This is a genomic window from Streptomonospora mangrovi (assembly GCF_027604915.1).
GTDB classification, from domain to species: Bacteria; Actinomycetota; Actinomycetes; order Streptosporangiales; family Streptosporangiaceae; genus Streptomonospora; species Streptomonospora mangrovi.
On the sequence record NZ_JAJAQC010000038.1, the window covers coordinates 43,252 to 59,600 of the forward strand.

The following is a 16,349-nucleotide window of genomic DNA, read 5'->3' on the forward strand; positions in this document are numbered from 1 at the left end:
ACCCGATTCGCGATTGTGAACAACGCGTGACGCGCGCGGTGTAAATCGTTGACGCAATTCTGTCCACGCTGGTAAACAACCAACTGTTCGTGTCGCGATCACCGCAATACCACCCCGTCCCCCCGTCATCGCCACAGAGGGGTAGCCCAGTTCATGGCCAGATCGCAGGAACGTCCCGGGCGGCGCGCCGCCGCCGCGCTCGCCGCGCTCAAGTCCTCCGCCGCCGCCGTCCTGGCGGCCGCGCTCGCGGCGCTGCCCGCCGCGCCCGCCGCCGCCTCCCCCGACAGCGGGGGCGGCGAGGGCGACACCCTCACCATCGCGGTCTCGCAGCCGGTCGACTCGCTGAGCCCCTTCCTCGCCCAGCGGCTGATCAGCACGACCATCCACCGGCTGGCCTACGACTACCTCACCAACTACGACCCCGAGACCAACGAGACCATCCCCGCGCTCGCGGAGTCCTGGGAGACCACCGACGAGGGCCGCACCTGGACCTTCACCATCCGCGACGACGTGGAGTGGAGCGACGGCCGGCCCCTCACCGCCGAGGACATCGCCTGGACCTACACCACGATGATGGAGGACGAGGGCGCCGCCACCGCCAACGGCAACTTCGTCGCCAACTTCGAGAGCGCCACCGCCGTCAACGACACCACCCTGCGCATCGAGCTGGCTGAGCCCCAGGCCACCATGCTCGCCCTGGACATCCCCATCGTGCCCAAGCACGTCTGGGAGGACGTCGAGGACTTCGGGGCGTTCAACAACGACGAGGACTTCCCGATCGTCGGCAGTGGGCCCTTCGTCATCACCGACCACCGGGCCAACCAGTCGATCACGCTGGAGGCCAACGACGACTACTGGCGCGAACCGCCCAAGTTCGACCGGCTGGTGTTCCGCTACATGCCGGAGAAGGACGCCCAGGTCGAGGCGCTGCGCGCCGGCGAGGTCTCCTTCATCGCCGAGCTGACCCCCGCCCAGGCCGACGCCCTGCGCGAGACCGAGAACATCGCCGTCAACGAGGCCACCGGCAAGCGGTTCCAGGCGTTCACCATCAACCCCGGCGCCCGCACCCAGGACGGCGAGGAGTTCGGCGACGGCCACCCGGCCCTCACCGACCGCGTGCTGCGCCAGGCCATCATGCGCGCCATCGACAAGGACGAGATCGTGGAGTCGGTCTACGGCGGCTACGCCGAACCCGCCGGCGGCTACATCCCGGCGCGCTACGAGAACTACCACTGGGAGCCCGACCCCGACCAGGCGCTCAGCTTCGACGTCGACGCCGCCAACGAGATGCTCGACGACGCCGGCTACGAGACGGGCGACGACGGCGTGCGCGTCTCGCCCGACGGCGACCGCCTCGAACTGCGCCTGCACGTCCACAACGACCGGCCCGACTACGTCGCCATGGGCCGCCTCATCGACGAGCGCCTGGCCGACATCGGCATCGAGATCGACAACCAGACGGTCGACCCCGGCGTGCTCAGCGACGCCCTCTACAACGGCACCTACGACCTCATCTTCACCGGCTGGTCGGTCAACCCCGACCCCGACTACGTCCTGGGCATCCACACCTGCGACGCCCTGCCGGTGGAGCGCGGCACCATGCGCACCGACGCCTACTTCTGCGACGAGGAGTACGACCGGCTCTACGAGCAGCAGCTCGCCAACTACGACGACCCCGAGGGCCGCGCCGAGCAGGTCCGCCAGATGCAGGAGATCCTCTACGAGGAGGCTGTGGTCAACGTCCTGACCTACGCCGACACCCTGGAGGCCTACCGCACCGACCAGATCTCCGACATCCAGGTCCAGCCCGACCCCGGCGGCAACATCTGGGGCCAGGACGGCCACTGGGCCTGGACCTCGGCCACCCCCGCCCAGACCCAGGCCGCCTCCGGCCCGAGCGTGCCCGCCTGGGCGCTGGCCGGGGCAGGCGTGCTCGCCCTGGTCGCGGTGGTGGGCGGGGTCGTCCTGCTGCGCCGCCGCTCCGCCACCGCCGAGGACCGGGAGTAGCCCCATGACCGCGCCACCCGCCGCGGGCGCCACCGCCGACGCCGCCCCCGCCCCGCGCGCGGGCGGGCGGCGGCCCGGCCTGCCGCCCACCGTGCGCTACCTGGGCGGGCGCGTCCTCACCGCCCTGGTGTCGCTGCTCGCCGTGATGGTCACCAGCTTCTTCCTGTTCCGCGTGCTGCCCGGCGACCCGGTCACCGCGCTGACCCAGGGCCGGGCCGTCACGGTGGAGCAGTTGGAGGCCATGCGGCGGGACTTCGGCCTGGACCAGCCGCTGCCCCAGCAGTTCCTCGACTACTGCCTGGGCATGCTCACCCTGGACTTCGGCACCTCCTACCAGTACCGGGTGCCGGTGTCCGACCTCATCCTGGAGCGGCTGGGCCCCACCCTGCTGCTGGCCGGCACCGGCACGCTGATCGCCGCCGTGCTCGGCCTGGTGCTGGGCACCCGCGCCGGGTGGCGGCGCGGGTCGGTCATGGACCGGGTGGACACCGGGGTGGCGCTGACCCTGTGGTCGGTGCCCTCCTTCTGGCTGGGCCTGCTGCTGATCGTGCTGCTGGCCTCGGGCGCCGGGCTGTTCCCCACCAGCGGGATGTCCACCCCCGGGGTCACCGGCCCGCTCAACGTCGCCCTGGACGTCGCCCACCACATGGTGCTGCCGGTGGCCACCATGGTCGCCGTGGTCTACGCCCAGTACATGATGATCATGCGGTCCTCGCTGGTCGACGAGGCGGGCGCGGACTACCTCACCACCGCCCGCGCCAAGGGGCTGCGCGACGCGCTGGTGCTGCGCCGCCACGCGGTGCCCAACGCGCTGCTGCCGACGGTCACCCTCATCTTCCTCAACCTGGGCCGGGTGGTCTCGGGCGTCATCCTCATCGAGACCGTGTTCGCCTGGCCCGGTCTGGGTTCGCTGTTCTACTCCGGGCTGCGCGTGCCCGACCTGCCCATCGTCCAGGCCCTCTTCGTCGTCTTCGCGGGCTCGGTGATCCTGATGAACCTCCTGGCCGACCTGGTGTACCCGCTGCTGGACCCCCGGGTGCGCACATGAGCGCCGCCGAGGCCCCCGCGGCGGGGGCGCCCGCGAGCCGGCGCGGCCTGGCCTGGGCGCGCCGCCGCCGCGCCCTCGCCGGCTACGCCCGCGCCTACGCCGCCAACCGGGGCGGCATGGCCGGCCTGGCGGCGCTGCTGCTGATCGCGGCGGCCGCGCTGGCGGCCCCGCTGTTCATCGGCCCCGGCGACCTCTCCATCACCGACGCCCCGGGCGGCCGGTTCGACCCGCCCGGCGCGGGCGCGCCGCTGGGCACCGACGCCTACGGCCGCTCGGTGCTGGACCTGGTGGTGTGGGGCGCGCGGATCTCGCTGACCGTGGGGTTCCTGGCGGCGTTCGTGTCGGTGGCGCTGGGCACGCTCGTCGGCGTCACCGCCGGCCACTTCGGCGGGTGGGCCGGCAACGTGCTGATGCGCGTCACCGACTGGTTCGCGGTGCTGCCGGCCCTGGTGATGGCGGTGGCGCTGGCGGCGGTCATGACCCGCAGCACCCTCACCATCATCATCGCCATCGGGGTCACCGCCTGGCCGGCCACCGCCCGCGTGGTGCGCGCCCAGACCCTGGCGGTGGAGGCCCGGCCGTTCATCGAGCGGGCGCGGGCGCTGGGCGGCGGCCACGCCCACGTCATGCTGCGCCACGTGCTGCCCAACGTCATGCCGGTGGTGCTCGCCCAGACCACCCTGCTGGTCGCCGAGGCCATCATGATGGAGGCCACCCTGGCCTTCCTCGGCCTGGGCGACCCCGCCACCGTCTCCTGGGGCGGGATCATCCAGGACGCCCGCACCGCCGGCGCCATCAGCTCCGGTATCTGGTGGTACATGGTGCCGCCCGGTGTGGCCATCGCCGTGGTGTCCCTGGCCTTCACCATGTGCGGTCGCACCCTGGAAAGCGTGCTCAACCCCCGGCTGCGGGAGCGCCAGTGAACTACCTCGACGTCCGCGACCTGCACGTCGCCTACCGCACCGCCGGCGGCGAGGTCCCCGCCGTGCGCGGGGTCTCCTTCGGCATCGCCCCCGGCACCACGCTCGGCGTGGCCGGGGAGTCGGGCTGCGGGAAGTCCACCGTGGCCCTGGCCCTGCTGCGGCTGCTGCCGGCGAGCGCGCGCGTCAGCGGCCAGGTGCTGCTCGACGGCGAGGACGTGCTGGGCATGCGCTGGGGCCGGCTGCGCGCGGTGCGCTGGGCCGGGGCGTCCATCGTCTTCCAGGGCGCCATGCACTCGCTCAACGCCGTGCACCGCGTCGGCGACCAGATCGCCGAACCCGTCCTGGTGCACGGCCAGGCCACCCCGGCCCAGGCGCGGCGGCGCGTGGGCGAACTGCTGGAGCAGGTGGGGCTGCCCGCCTGGCGGGCGCGCTCCTACCCCCACGAGCTGTCGGGCGGGCAGCGCCAGCGCGCCATGATCGCGATGGCGCTGGCCTGCCGGCCCCGCCTCATCATCGCCGACGAGCCCACCACCGCGCTCGACGTCATGATCCAGGCCCAGATCCTGCGGCTGATCGACGACTTGGTCGCCGGCAGCGGGATCAGCATGCTGATGATCAGCCACGACCTGTCGGTGCTGGCCGACACCTGCGACCGCCTGGCCGTGATGTACGCCGGGCGGATCGTGGAGGAGGGGCCGGCCGGCGCGGTGTTCGCCGACGCCCGCCACCCCTACGGAGCCGCGCTGAGCGCCGCGTTCCCCCGCGTGGGCGACCCCGCCTCCCGCCGGGCGCCGCGCGGCCTGCCCGGCGACCCGCCCGACCCCGCCGACCTGCCCTCCGGCTGCGCGTTCCGGCCGCGCTGCCCGGCCGTCCAGGACCGCTGCGCCGAGGTCGACCCCGCGCTGTGGCCGGCCGGCCCCGACCGCGGCGCCGCCTGCGTGCGGGTGCTCTCCGCCGAGGAGGCGCGCGCCCTCGGCGTGCCGCCGCCCGAGGGGTCGGACGGCGGGGGCGTCCCGGCCGCCCCCGCGGCCACCGAGGACCCCGGCGGGACGCCTGACCCCGGGGGGACGCCTGAGCCCGGCGGCACGCCGGAGTCCGGCGGCGACCGCGCACCCGAACCCGAGGAGACCCGATGACGGCGCCCGCCGCGCCCGCCGCCCCCGACCAGCCGGCGCCCGAGCCGGCCGGGCCGGTGCTCAGCGCCTCCGGCCTGCACGTGACCTTCGCCGGGCGCGGCGGCCGGGCCGCCCGCGCCGTCGACGGCGTGGACCTGGAAATCCGCCCCGGCGAGATCGTCGCGCTGGTGGGGGAGTCCGGCTGCGGCAAGTCGACGCTGGCGCGCGCCCTGCTGGGGCTGGTGCGGCCCACCTCCGGGCAGGTGGCCTACCACGGCCGCCCGCTGGACTACCGGTCCCGGGAGCTGAAGCGGTTCCGCGAGCGCGCCCAACTGGTGCTCCAGGACCCCAGCGGCTCGCTCAACCCCCGCCACACCGTCTACGACGCCGTGGCCGAGGGGCGGCGCATCCACAACGGCGCCACCCCCGACGAGCAGGAGCGCGTGGCCGAGGCGCTGTCGCGCGCCGGGCTGCGCCCGCCCGAGCGGTTCCTGCTGCGCTACCCCCACGAGCTGTCGGGCGGGCAGCGCCAGCGGGTCGTCATCGCGGGCGCGCTCATCCTCGACCCCGAGGTCATCGTCGCCGACGAGCCGGTGGCCTCCCTGGACGCCTCGGTGCGCGGCGAGATCCTGCGCCTGCTGATGCGGCTGCGCGACGACTTCGGCCTGGCGGCGCTGGTGGTCACCCACGACCTCGGGCTGGCGTGGAACATCGCCGACCGCATCGCCGTGATGTACCTGGGCCGGGTGGTGGAGACCGGCACGGTCGAGGAGGTGCTGTCGGCGCCGCGCCACCCCTACACCCGGGCGCTGCTGTCGGTGCTGCCCGAGGCCGGCCAGGAACCGCAGGTGCTCGCCGGTGAGCCGCCCGACCCCACCCGCATCCCCGGCGGCTGCCGGTTCCACGCGCGCTGCCCGGTGCTGGCCTCGGGGCGGGCCGAGGCCGCCGGCGTGGCCGAGCGGTGCCGCACCGAGGACCCCGGTCCGTTGCCCGCCGGCGGCGCGGCCGACGCCGCCTGCCACTGGGCGCGCGCGCAAGCCGCGGGCGGCTGACCTCCGGCGGGCGCGCGGGGCGCGCCCGGCGCGGGGGCGATGAGGACTGCGGGGACCACCTGTCCTACGGGGCCTGCTCCGGCGGCGGGCCAAGCGGGCGGATGACGCAGCCGCTGCGCGGCAGCGCCGGCAGCCGCGCCATGTCCACGGTGTCGTCCTGCTCGGGCACCTCGTAGCGCAGCCCGACCAGGCGGCGTGCCACGGCGGCGATCAGCGCCACGGTGATCGGCTCGCCGGGGCAGCGGTGCCCGGTGGCGGGGTCGCCCGCGCCCTGGGGCACGAAACCGTAGGGGTCCCACTGCGCGTCGGCGAACCGCTCGGGCCGGAACTCCTCGGGGTCGCCCCAGCGCTCGGCGGCGTGGTTGATGCCGTAGAGGTCGAGCAGCACCCGCCGGCCCCGCCTCACCGGATGGCCCTGGAACAGCAGGTCGTGGCGGGCGCGCGCGGCCACCGCCGGGAAGAAGGGGTAGTGGCGCCGCACCTCCTGGGCGAACAGCTCGGCGTAGCCGCCGCCCGGCGCGTCCGCCGCGGCCTCGTCGCCGATCGCGCGGGCGCAGCGCGGGTGGTGGTGCAGGGCGTGGGCGGCGAAGGCGAGGTAGACCGCCACCGCCACGGTGGGCCGCAGTACGTTGAGCAGCTCCACGGCGGCGGTGTGCGGCGCCAGCAGCGCGCCGTCGAGGGAGCGGTGCCAGGCCACGGCGTGGGCGGCGGAGTCCTCGGGCGGGGTGATGCGCCCGGCGCGGATCCGGCGGATGACGTCGGCGGCCCAGCGGTCGGCCGCGCGGCGGGCCAGCCGAGCGCGCCAGTGGCGCGGCCCCACGGCGCCCGCGCCGTCGAACAGGGCGGTCAGCTCGCGGGTGCGCCGCTCGGCGTCCACGGTGGGCAGCGGCACCCCCGCCCACGCGCACACCGCGCGCGTCAGCACCGCGCGGAACGCGTCGTAGAGCACAACCGGCTCGCCCACGGGCCAGGACCGGGCGGCGCGCAGCAGTTCGGCGTCCACCAGCGCCGCCAGTTCGGCGACCCGGTCGGCGCTCATCAGGCCGGTGAACATCGCCTTGCGGTGGCGGTGCTCGGCGCCGTCGAGCCCCTGCACCCCGCCCCGGCCGAACAGCGTGGCCACGACCCGGCGCGGCACCGCCCGGTGCCGGGTGAAGTGGGTGTCGTCCTGGAACTCCGCCGCCGCGGCGGCGCCGGTCACGCACACCGCCGGTGCCAGCAGCAGCCGGGTGGCCACCACCGGGGACCCGTGGCGGTCCACGGCGCGCCCGATGAACCGGTAGGGGTCGCGCAGCGCGGCCAGGGTGCGGTCCAGCCCCGTCGTGCCGGGTGTGGGTTCCATGGCGGTGGCCTCCCGTCGCGCCTGGTGGCGCCGCCACTCGCCCGCGGCGCCCACCGGCCGCGCCTACCCGCGCCCGAAGCGGGGTAACCCCGGGCCCAACGGGCGGAACCGCTGCGCGGCGGGGCCCTGATGAGGCACCATGAGGACGTGGACGCCCAACATGTGATGCTGCTGCGCGAACTGCTGGCCTCGACCCCCTGGGTTGAGCGCAGCGAGGACTTCGCCCGCGCGCTGCGCCGCACCCGCGCCCCGGGCGGGCTGATGCTGCTCGGCACGCCCGACGACGAGCCCTGGCACCTGGCCGCCCACCTCGACGACGAGGCCCGCTACAGCGGCCTGCCGGTGCTCGCGCCCACGCTGGTGCGCTGGCAGCCGCCGCCCGACGCCCCCGCCCACCTGCGGATCGGCCTGGACCGCCTGGCCGAGGCCCGCCGGGGTGAGACCCTGTTCGTGGTCAACGCCGCCGAGGAGGCCCCCGTGCCGCTGCTGGAGCGGGTGGACGACGCCCGCCACACCGGCGCGACCATCCTGTCGCTGGACCAGGGCGACCCCGAGTTGACCTCGCTGGCGCACGACTCCATCAGCCTGCGGCCCGCCACCTCACCGCTGACCTTCGAGGGGTTGCAGCACCTGGTGAGCACGGCCGCCGGGCAGGCCGACCCCGACCGCAAGCCCGGGTTCCGCGAGCGGCTGTCGCGGTTCCTGGACGTCGTGAGCGGCCCGCGGATCCCGGAGTAGCGGGCCGGGCGCACGCCCGGCGCCCGCGGCGGTGGGGAAGGCCGCGGGCGCCGGTGGTGCGCTTTCCGGTCGCGTCCTCAGGCGCGCTCGGTCGCGGTGCTCAGTCGCGGTCCTCCTGCTCGTCCCACGCCTCGTTGCGCTCGGAGACGATGTTCAGCGCCGACGCCGCGGTGGCCTCGTCGGGATAGGGGCCCAGCCGGTACTTGCCGGGGCATCCCGGGCCCTGCTCGGGCCTGCTGTGTCGAAGGCAATACCACCACTGCCGGTCCTCGTCCGGCGTGGCGGAGTGGTCCCGGTCGCTCATGGTCGGCTCCTGCGGGTTCGTCCGGCTTCGCCTGCCTACTTCCGGGCTCTTACCCGCGTGTCGGTGTATCGACGCGGATCGGCCGGTCACGGCTACGAACTAGAATCCGCAGACATGACTACGCCGCTTGTTCCCGGGCGCATCTCGCCGCCCCGTTCGGTCCCCGCCGGCATCGAGCGTCCGGAGTACGTCGGCAAGAAGCGCCCGGTCGAGGGCGTGCTCGGCGACGTCCAGACACCCGAGACCATCGAGGCCATGCGGATCGCCGGCCGGATCGCCGCGCAGGCGCTCCAGGAGGTCGGCCGGCACGTGCGGCCCGGGGTCACCACCGACGAACTCGACCGCGTCGGCCACGAGTTCCTGTGCGACCACGGCGCCTACCCCAGCACCCTCAGCTACAAGGGCTACCCCAAGTCGCTGTGCTCCTCGATCAACGAGGTCATCTGCCACGGCATCCCCGACGACACCGTGATCGCCGACGGCGACATCGTCAACATCGACATCACCGCCTACATCCACGGCGTCCACGGCGACACCAACGCCACCTTCCTGGCCGGCGACGTCGACGAGGAGTCCCGGCTGCTGGTGGAGCGCACCCGCGAGGCCACCGAGCGCGGCATCAAGGCGTGCCGGCCCGGCCGCCGGATCAACGTCATCGGCCGCGTCATCGAGTCCTACGCCAAGCGGTTCGGCTACGGGGTGGTGCGCGACTTCACCGGCCACGGCGTGGGCCCGGAGTTCCACTCCGGCCTGGCGGTGCCCCACTACGACGACCCCCGCGCCACCACGGTCATGGAGCCCGGCATGACCTTCACCATCGAGCCGATGATCACCCTGGGCACCGTCGAGTACGAGGTCTGGGACGACGGCTGGACCGCCGTGACCGCCGACCGCCGCCGCACCGCGCAGTTCGAGCACACCCTCGTCATCACCGAGGACGGCGCCGAGGTCCTCACCCTGCCCTAGCCCCTCTACCTTCCCCGCGACCCGATGTCCGCCCGCCGGGGCCACGGGGCGGCTAGGCTCGCGCCCGACGATTGACGGGCGGGGCCTCCGCCCCGGCGACCCAGACGAGGAGGCGCGGTGCGGATCCTGATCTCGGCCGACATGGAGGGCGCCACCGGCGTGACCTGGCCGGCCGACGTCGAGCCCGGGACCGAGCAGTGGCAGCGCTGCCGGGCCATGTTCACCTCCGACGTCAACGCCGCAGTGTCCGGCTTCTTCGCCGGCGGCGCCACCGAGGTGCTGGTGAACGAGGCGCACGCCACCATGCGCAACCTGCTGCTGGAGCGGCTGGACCCGCGCGCGGCCATGCTCACCGGCAGACACAAGGAGCTGTCGATGGTCGAGGGCGTCCAGCGCGGCGACGTCGACGGCGTGGCCTTCCTGGGCTACCACACCGGCGCCGGGACCGAGGGCGTGCTGGCCCACACCTACCTGCCCAACTCCGTCACCGGGGTGTGGCTGGACGGCGAGCCCGCGAGCGAGGGCCGCCTCAACGCCGCCGTCACCGCCGAGTACGGCAGCCCCGTCGTGCTGGTCACCGGCGACGACCGCACCTGCCTGGACGCCGCCGGCTACGCCCCCGGCGCCCGCACGGTCGCCGTCAAGACCTACGTGTCGCGCTACGCCGCCGTGTGCCGCCCGCCCGCCGCCACCGCCGCCGAGATCGCCGACGCGGCCCAGGCCGCCGCTGCCGGGGCGCGCCGCACCGAGCCCGCGCGTCGGGGCCCGTTCACGGTCGAGGTGGAGGTCGACGCCGCCCACCTGGCCGGCGCCGCCGCGCTGGTGCCCGGTGTCGACCTCGCGGGCGAACGGCGTGTCCGCTACACCGCGCCCACCGCCTTTGAGATGATCCGCTGCTTCAAGGTCGTGACCACGGTCATCGCCAACGCGGTGGAGGAGCGGTACGGCTGAGGCGCCCCGGCCGACCCGGCGGGGCCGCGCGGCGACGAAAGGGCGGAGGGGCGCGTGCGCCACGCTGACCAGGAGACCCGGACCGATGCGGCGGCCGGCGCCGAGGGCGCCCACGCCCGGTTGGACGAGGAGGCCGTGCGGTTCACCGCCGAGCTGATCCGCATCGACACCACCAACCGGGGCGGCGGCGAGGGCGTTGAGCGGCCCGCCGCCGAGTACGTCGCCGAGCGCCTCACCGACGCGGGCCTGGACCCGCTGCTGCTGGAGACGGCGCCGGGCCGCGCCAACGTCGTGGCGCGGGTGACCGGCACCGACCCCGCCGCACCCGGCCTGCTCGTCCACGGCCACCTCGACGTGGTGCCCGCCGACCCCGCCCAGTGGCGGGTGCCGCCGTTCTCCGGCGAGGTCGCCGAGGGCATGGTGTGGGGCCGGGGCGCGGTCGACATGAAGGGCACCGTCGCCATGGCGGTGGCGGTGGTGCGGCACTGGGCGCGCACCGGGCTGCGCCCGCGCCGCGACATCGTGCTCGCCTTCACCGCCGACGAGGAGGACAGCGCGGCCTACGGCGCCCAGTGGCTGGTCGACAACCGCGCCGACCTGTTCGAGGGCTGCACCGAGGCCGTGGGGGAGTCGGGGGCCTACACCGTGCACGCCCGCACCGCCGGCGGCGAGCCCGTGCGGATCTACCCCGTGGGAGCCGGCGAGCGCGGCACCGCCTGGCTGGAACTGGCGGCCGCCGGCACCGCCGGGCACGGCTCCAAGACCAACCCCGACAACGCCGTCGCCGCCCTGGCCGAGGCCGTCGCCCGGATCCACGCCCACCGCTGGCCGGTGCGGCTCACGCCGGTCACCCGCGCCGCGCTGACCGGCCTGGCCGCCGCCGTGGGCGTGCCCGCCGACCTCGACGCCCCCGGGTTCGACCCCGAGCGCGACGTGGACGCCCTCGTGGCGCGCCTCGGTGAGGCCGCCGAACTGGTGGCGCCCACCGTGCGCAACAGTTCCGTGCCGACCATGCTCGCCGCCGGCTACAAGGTCAACGTGGTGCCCCAGACCGCCACCGCCGGGATCGACGGCCGGGTGCTGCCCGGCGCCGAGGAGGAGTTCCGCGCGGTGCTGGACGAGCTGACCGGGCCGCGCGTCTCCTGGACCTACCAACACCGCTCGCGCCCCCTGCTGGCGCCCGTGGACGCCCCCGTCTTCGCCCGGATGCGCGCCGCCCTTTTGGAGTTCGACCCCGGCGCCCACGTGGTGCCGGTGTGCCTCTCGGGCGGCACCGACGCCAAGCAGTTCGCCGACCTGGGGATCACCGGCTACGGATTCTCCCCGCTGCACATGCCCCCCGGCCTCGACTACGGCGCGCTGTTCCACGGCGTGGACGAGCGCGTGCCGGTGTCGGGCCTGCACTTCGGCGCGCGCGTGCTGGACCGGTTTTTGCGCACCGCCTGAGCCGCCGCGCCTGCCGGCGGCACCCCGCCGAGGGCACCCGCCGACAGACCTGTCGACAGACCCTCTCCACAGAACCCGTCGACCGCCCCCCGCCCCCTGCCACGAAAGGCGTTACCCGTCTATGAGCGCCCTGCCCTGCGGATCCTGGCCCTCGCCGATCAGCGCCGCCGACGCCGCCCGCCGCGACGGCGCCCCCAACTGGCCGGCCGCCCTGGGAGAGGAGGTGTGGTGGACCGAGCCGCGCCCGCAGGAGGGCGGCCGGGTGGCGCTGTGCCGCACCCGCCTGGACGACCCCGCCGCCCGGCCCGAAACCGTGCTGCCCGCCCCCTGGAACGCCCGCAGCCGGGTGCACGAGTACGGCGGCCGGCCCTTCGTGCTCGTGCCCGGCGCGGCCGGTGCCGCCGTGGTCTTCGCCGAGTTCACCGACCAGCGGCTCTACCGCCTGGACCCCGGCGGCGAGCCCCGGCCCCTCACGCCCGAGCCGGCCGCGCCCGCCGCCGTGCGCTACGTCGAACCCGTGCTCGCGCCGGGCGGCGGGGAGGTGTGGTGCGTGTGCGAGCGCCGCACCGGCCCCCGGCCCACCGACGTGCGCCGCTCGATCGTCGCCGTCCCGCTGGCCGGCTGCGACGGTCCCGACGAAGTGCGCGAGGTCGCCGCCGGGCACCGCTTCCTCGCCTGCCCCCGGATCTCGCCCGACGGCTCCCGCCTGTCCTGGATCGGGTGGGACCACCCCGACATGCCCTGGGACAGCACCCGGCTGCTCGTGGCCCCGATCGGACCCGACGGGCGCGCCGGGACCCCCGAGGAGGTGGCCGGCGGCCCCGAGGTGTCGGTCGTGCAGGCCGAGTGGGCCGACGACACCACCCTGTACTTCGTCGCCGACCCGGACGGCTGGTGGAACCCCTACCGCCTCAGCGCCGCCCCCGGCGGCGGATGGCACGCCCCCGAGCCCCTGGCCCGGCGCGAGGAGGAGTTCGGCGGCCCCCTGTGGCAACCGGGCTACACGTGGCTGCTGCCGCTGCCCCAAGGGCGGCTCGCGGCCGTGCACGGCCGGGCGGCGACCGCCCTGGGCGTCCTCGACACCGCCACCGGCCGCCTGGAGGACGCCGCGACACCGCACACCGAGTGGCTGGGCCGGCTGGCCGCCGCCGGCGCCGACGGCCGTACCGTCGTGGGCGTGGCCGCCTCCGCCGCCCTGGCCGCCGAGGTCGTGGCGGTGGCCCCCGACGGCTCGTGGCGCTCCCTGAGCCGGCCCCGCCCGGCCGGGGGCGCCGACGCCCCCGCCGCAGCCGACGCCTCCGCCGGTGACGAGCGCGCCGCCTACCTGCCCGAGCCGCGCACGGTGGAGTTCACCGGCCCCGGAGGCCGCGAGGTGCACGCCCTGCTCTACCCGCCGCGCAACCCCGCCGCCGAGCCGCTGCCGGGCGAACTCCCGCCCTACGTCGTGTGGGCCCACGGCGGGCCCACCAGCCGCGCGCCCCTGGTGCAGGACATCGAGATCGCCTACTTCACCAGCCGGGGGATCGGCGTGGTCGAGGTCAACTACGGCGGCTCCACGGGGTTCGGCCGGGCCTACCGCGAGCGGCTGCGCGGCAACTGGGGCGTGGTGGACGTGGCCGACTGCGTGGCCGCCGCCGAGGGGCTGGTCGCGCGCGGCCTGGCCGACCCCCGGCGGCTGGCGATCCGGGGCGGCAGCGCCGGCGGCTGGACCAGCGCCGCCGCGCTCGCGTTCACCGACGCCTTCCGCTGCGCCGCCATCCTCTTCCCCATCGTGGACCTGGCGGGCTGGCGCACCGGCGAGACCCACGACTTCGAGTCGCACTACCTGGAGAGCCTGGTGGGCCCCTGGCCGCAGGAGCGGCGGCGCTACACCGAGCGCTCCCCGGTCAACGCCGCCGACCGCATCAGCGCCCCCTTCGTGCTGATGCAGGGCCTGGAGGACGAGATCTGCCCGCCCGCCCAGTGCGAGCGGCTGCTGGCCCGGGTGCGCGGCGTGCCGCACGCCTACCTCGCTTTCGAGGGAGAGCAGCACGGGTTCCGCCGCGCCGAGACCATCACCGCCGCGCTGCACGCCGAACTGTCGCTGTACGCCCAGGTGTTCGGGTTCGCCACCGACGCGCCCAAGCTGGAGCTGCACTCGTGAGCGGCGTGGTCCCCGCGAAGCGCCCGCGCCGGCTGCGCCCCGGCGACCGGGTGTCGCTGGTGGCCCCGTGCAGCCCGGTGCAGGAGGAGACCCTGCGGCAGGCCGTCGCCGTGCTGCGCGGCTGGGGGCTGGAGGCCGTGCCCGGCGAGCACGTGCTCGCGCGTCACCCCACGCTGTCCTACCTGGCCGGGACCGACGCCCAGCGCGCCGCCGACCTGCGCGCGGCGTGGCTGGACCCCGGCAGCGCCGCCGTGCTGTGCGCGCGCGGCGGCGACGGCGCGCACCGGCTGCTGGCCCTGCTGGACCCGGCCGAGCTGCGCCGCGCCCCCGCCAAGGTGTTCGTCGGCTTCAGCGACGTCACCGCGCTGCACGAGGCGATCGCCGTGGAGCTGGGGGTCGCCACCCTCCACGGGCCGGTGGTGGCGCTGGACTCCTTCGTGGAGGACACCGTGGCCGCCGAGCACCTGCGCGCCACCCTGTTCGAGCCCGAGACGCGGACCGTGCTGCGCCCGCCGGGCGCGTGGACCCTCATCGGCGGCCGGGCGCGCGGGACCACCGTCGGCGGCAACCTCAGCGTGCTCAGCGACGGCCTGGCCACCCCGCACAGCCGCCCGTCGGCGCGCGGCGGCCTGCTGCTGCTGGAGGACGTCAACGAGGACGTCACCCGCCTGGACCGGATGCTCACCCAGTTGCTGCGCAGCGGCTGGCTGGAGGGGGTGGCCGGGGTGCTGCTGGGCTCCTGGGCCGACTGCACCCCCGACCTCGCCACCGTGCACGCCATGCTGGAGGAGCGGCTGGCCCCGCTGGGGGTGCCGGTGGTGGCCGAGTTCGGGTTCGGCCACCGGCCCGAGCAGCTCACCGTGCCCCTGGGCGTGCCCGCCGAACTCGACGCCGACGCCGCGACGCTGACCCTCCAGGTCCCCGCCCTGGCCTGAGGCCGGGTGGTCGGCGGTGGTGGGAGTGGTGAGGGGGCCGTCTCCCTCCTTCGTCGGGGCGGACCCCCGACGAACGAGGGAGACGACCCGGCCTCGGCGCCCCCGAAGGACCAACCTGATTCCAACCCGGGGACCGAGGCGCTCTTACCCTCGGCGGCCGATACTCGAAGGAGGAAGCACCCACACACCCGGGCGCCCCCGGGCAAGGAGGTCGGTCGGCATGGTCTCGATCACCGCGCACCACCACCCCGCGCGCCCCGCCGAGGGGGCGACCCGCGCGTCCGGCGTGTCCAGCCCGGCCGCTCCCGCTCCGCGCCGCCTGCTGGCGGCCCTGCTGCCCGCCGCGCGCGCTCTGTTCGACGCCCGTGGGCTGGTCCCCGAGCCCGACCCGGCGCGGGTGCGGGCCATGCTCATCGAGATCGGCGAACTCGACCCCGCCGCGCCGCCCGAGGCGCGCCGGGCGGCGCTGGCGGCCTTCCAGCGCGCCCGCGGGCTGCCCGCCGACGGCGTGGCCGACGGCCGCACCGTCTCGGCGCTGTCGCGGGCCTGGCGGCGCCGCCGCGAACTGCGGGCGCTGGGCCTGCCCGACACGCCCGCACCCCGCCCGCGCCCCCCGGCCCGGCGGGGGTGACCGGCCGGACACCCCCGCGCGCTGGGCGGCCGCCGCCCCGCCTGGCATGATCGCTGCATGGCAGAGCAGAGGACTCCACACGACCTTCCCGACGTCTCGGGACTCACCGTCGCGGTGCTGGGCGGCACCGGCGACCAGGGGCGGGGGCTGGCCCGCCGGTTCGCCATGGCGGGCCACTCCGTGGTCATCGGCTCGCGCAGCGCCGAGCGCGCCGCCGCGGCGGCGGCCGACCTGGGCGCCGACTTGGGCGTGGCCGGGGCCGACAACGCCGAGGCCGCCCGCCGCGGCGACATCGTGATCGTCGCGGTGCCCTGGGACGGCCACCGGGCGCTGCTGGAGAGCCTGCGCGCCGAACTCGCCGGCAAGATCGTCGTGGACTGCGTCAACCCGCTCGGGTTCGACGCCAAGGGCCCCTACGCGCTCCCCGTCGAGGAGGGCAGCGCCGCCCAGCAGGCCGAGGCCGTGCTGCCCGACAGCCGGGTGGTGGCCGCCTTCCACCACGTCTCGGCGGTGGTCCTGCTGGACCCCGAGGTCGAGGAGGTCGACCTGGACGTGCTGGTGCTGGGCGACGACCGCGAGGCCACCGACGTCGTGCGGGCGCTGGCCGCCCGGATCGGGGGCGTGCGCGGGATCTACGGCGGCCGGCTGCGCAACGCCCACCAGGTCGAGGCGTTCACCGCCAACCTGATCGCGATCAACCGCCGCTACAAGGCCCACGCCGGGCTGCGTATCACCGACGTGTGAGCCA

The 16,349-nt window shown here is 75.7% G+C and carries 15 protein-coding genes; 13 read left to right on the plus strand and 2 right to left on the minus strand.

Annotated elements, in window-relative coordinates:
* The first annotated feature begins 153 nt into the window (after positions 1–153).
* The 5 genes from LG943_RS19950 to LG943_RS19970 are packed head-to-tail and all read left to right on the plus strand — an operon-like array spanning position 154 to position 6,145.
* Entirely contained in the window at positions 154–2,007 is a 1,854-nt protein-coding gene (locus tag LG943_RS19950; RefSeq protein ID WP_270073844.1) for an ABC transporter substrate-binding protein, read from the plus strand.
* 4 nt (positions 2,008–2,011) lie between these two features.
* Positions 2,012–3,055 carry an ABC transporter permease gene (locus LG943_RS19955; RefSeq protein WP_270073845.1) on the plus strand — a complete coding sequence of 348 codons (1,044 nt, stop codon included), beginning with the start codon at positions 2,012–2,014 and terminating at the stop codon, positions 3,053–3,055.
* The gene (locus LG943_RS19960; protein ID WP_270073846.1) at positions 3,052–3,978 is read left to right on the plus strand and encodes an ABC transporter permease; all 927 of its coding nucleotides are present in this window, start codon (positions 3,052–3,054) and stop codon (positions 3,976–3,978) included. The genes LG943_RS19955 and LG943_RS19960 overlap by 4 nt, the downstream gene beginning before the upstream one ends.
* Positions 3,975–5,114, plus strand: a complete 1,140-nt coding sequence (locus LG943_RS19965) for an oligopeptide/dipeptide ABC transporter ATP-binding protein (RefSeq protein ID WP_270073847.1) — start codon at positions 3,975–3,977, stop codon at positions 5,112–5,114. The genes LG943_RS19960 and LG943_RS19965 overlap by 4 nt, the downstream gene beginning before the upstream one ends.
* On the plus strand, positions 5,111–6,145 hold the full coding sequence (locus tag LG943_RS19970) for an ABC transporter ATP-binding protein (RefSeq protein WP_270073848.1): 1,035 nt from the start codon (positions 5,111–5,113) through the stop codon (positions 6,143–6,145). The genes LG943_RS19965 and LG943_RS19970 overlap by 4 nt, the downstream gene beginning before the upstream one ends.
* Positions 6,146–6,209: 64 nt before the next feature.
* Here the strand turns inward: LG943_RS19970 and LG943_RS19975 are convergent, their stop codons facing one another.
* Complete coding sequence (locus LG943_RS19975) at positions 6,210–7,487, minus strand: cytochrome P450 (RefSeq protein WP_270073849.1); 1,278 nt, start codon at positions 7,485–7,487, stop codon at positions 6,210–6,212.
* A gap of 147 nt (positions 7,488–7,634) precedes the next feature.
* On the opposite strand from LG943_RS19975, the gene LG943_RS19980 reads away from it, so the two are divergent.
* Entirely contained in the window at positions 7,635–8,225 is a 591-nt protein-coding gene (locus LG943_RS19980; RefSeq protein ID WP_270073850.1) for a hypothetical protein, read from the plus strand.
* A 100-nt stretch (positions 8,226–8,325) separates the two neighbouring features.
* On the opposite strand, the gene LG943_RS19985 is transcribed toward LG943_RS19980, so the two are convergent.
* The gene (locus tag LG943_RS19985) at positions 8,326–8,529 is read right to left on the minus strand and encodes a hypothetical protein (protein WP_270073851.1); all 204 of its coding nucleotides are present in this window, start codon (positions 8,527–8,529) and stop codon (positions 8,326–8,328) included.
* 114 nt (positions 8,530–8,643) lie between these two features.
* Here LG943_RS19985 and map point away from each other — a divergent pair, with 114 nt between their 5' ends.
* The 7 genes from map to npdG all read left to right on the plus strand — a co-directional run bounded on the left by map (position 8,644) and on the right by npdG (position 16,345).
* Positions 8,644–9,495, plus strand: a complete 852-nt coding sequence (gene map, locus LG943_RS19990; RefSeq protein ID WP_270073852.1) for a type I methionyl aminopeptidase — start codon at positions 8,644–8,646, stop codon at positions 9,493–9,495.
* A gap of 117 nt (positions 9,496–9,612) precedes the next feature.
* Positions 9,613–10,446: a M55 family metallopeptidase gene (locus tag LG943_RS19995; RefSeq protein WP_270073853.1), complete on the plus strand. Its 834-nt coding sequence runs from the start codon at positions 9,613–9,615 to the stop codon at positions 10,444–10,446.
* Positions 10,447–10,500: 54 nt separating this feature from the next.
* Entirely contained in the window at positions 10,501–11,892 is a 1,392-nt protein-coding gene (locus LG943_RS20000) for a M20/M25/M40 family metallo-hydrolase (RefSeq protein ID WP_270073854.1), read from the plus strand.
* A 121-nt stretch (positions 11,893–12,013) separates the two neighbouring features.
* A complete protein-coding gene (locus LG943_RS20005; protein ID WP_270073855.1) occupies positions 12,014–14,035 on the plus strand; it encodes a prolyl oligopeptidase family serine peptidase in 2,022 nt (673 codons plus the stop codon).
* Positions 14,032–14,970, plus strand: coding sequence for a S66 peptidase family protein (locus LG943_RS20010; RefSeq protein ID WP_270073856.1), 939 nt, complete (start codon positions 14,032–14,034; stop codon positions 14,968–14,970). Before LG943_RS20005 ends, LG943_RS20010 begins: the two co-directional genes overlap by 4 nt.
* A gap of 220 nt (positions 14,971–15,190) precedes the next feature.
* Positions 15,191–15,601 (plus strand): peptidoglycan-binding domain-containing protein, encoded by a 411-nt coding sequence (locus LG943_RS20015; protein ID WP_270073857.1) that lies wholly within the window; start codon positions 15,191–15,193, stop codon positions 15,599–15,601.
* A 57-nt stretch (positions 15,602–15,658) separates the two neighbouring features.
* Entirely contained in the window at positions 15,659–16,345 is a 687-nt protein-coding gene (gene npdG / locus LG943_RS20020; protein ID WP_270073858.1) for an NADPH-dependent F420 reductase, read from the plus strand.
* Positions 16,346–16,349: the final 4 nt, after the last annotated feature.

Coding starts and splice junctions, on each gene's coding strand:
- LG943_RS19950 (WP_270073844.1), top strand. CDS start 154: ATGGCCAGATCGCAGGAACGTCCCGGGCGGCGCGCCGCCGCCGCGCTC.
- LG943_RS19955 (WP_270073845.1), top strand. CDS start 2,012: ATGACCGCGCCACCCGCCGCGGGCGCCACCGCCGACGCCGCCCCCGCC.
- LG943_RS19960 (WP_270073846.1), top strand. CDS start 3,052: ATGAGCGCCGCCGAGGCCCCCGCGGCGGGGGCGCCCGCGAGCCGGCGC.
- LG943_RS19970 (WP_270073848.1), top strand. CDS start 5,111: ATGACGGCGCCCGCCGCGCCCGCCGCCCCCGACCAGCCGGCGCCCGAG.
- LG943_RS19975 (WP_270073849.1), bottom strand. CDS start 7,487: ATGGAACCCACACCCGGCACGACGGGGCTGGACCGCACCCTGGCCGCG.
- LG943_RS19985 (WP_270073851.1), bottom strand. CDS start 8,529: ATGAGCGACCGGGACCACTCCGCCACGCCGGACGAGGACCGGCAGTGG.
- map (WP_270073852.1), top strand. CDS start 8,644: ATGACTACGCCGCTTGTTCCCGGGCGCATCTCGCCGCCCCGTTCGGTC.
- LG943_RS20005 (WP_270073855.1), top strand. CDS start 12,014: ATGAGCGCCCTGCCCTGCGGATCCTGGCCCTCGCCGATCAGCGCCGCC.
- LG943_RS20015 (WP_270073857.1), top strand. CDS start 15,191: ATGGTCTCGATCACCGCGCACCACCACCCCGCGCGCCCCGCCGAGGGG.
- npdG (WP_270073858.1), top strand. CDS start 15,659: ATGGCAGAGCAGAGGACTCCACACGACCTTCCCGACGTCTCGGGACTC.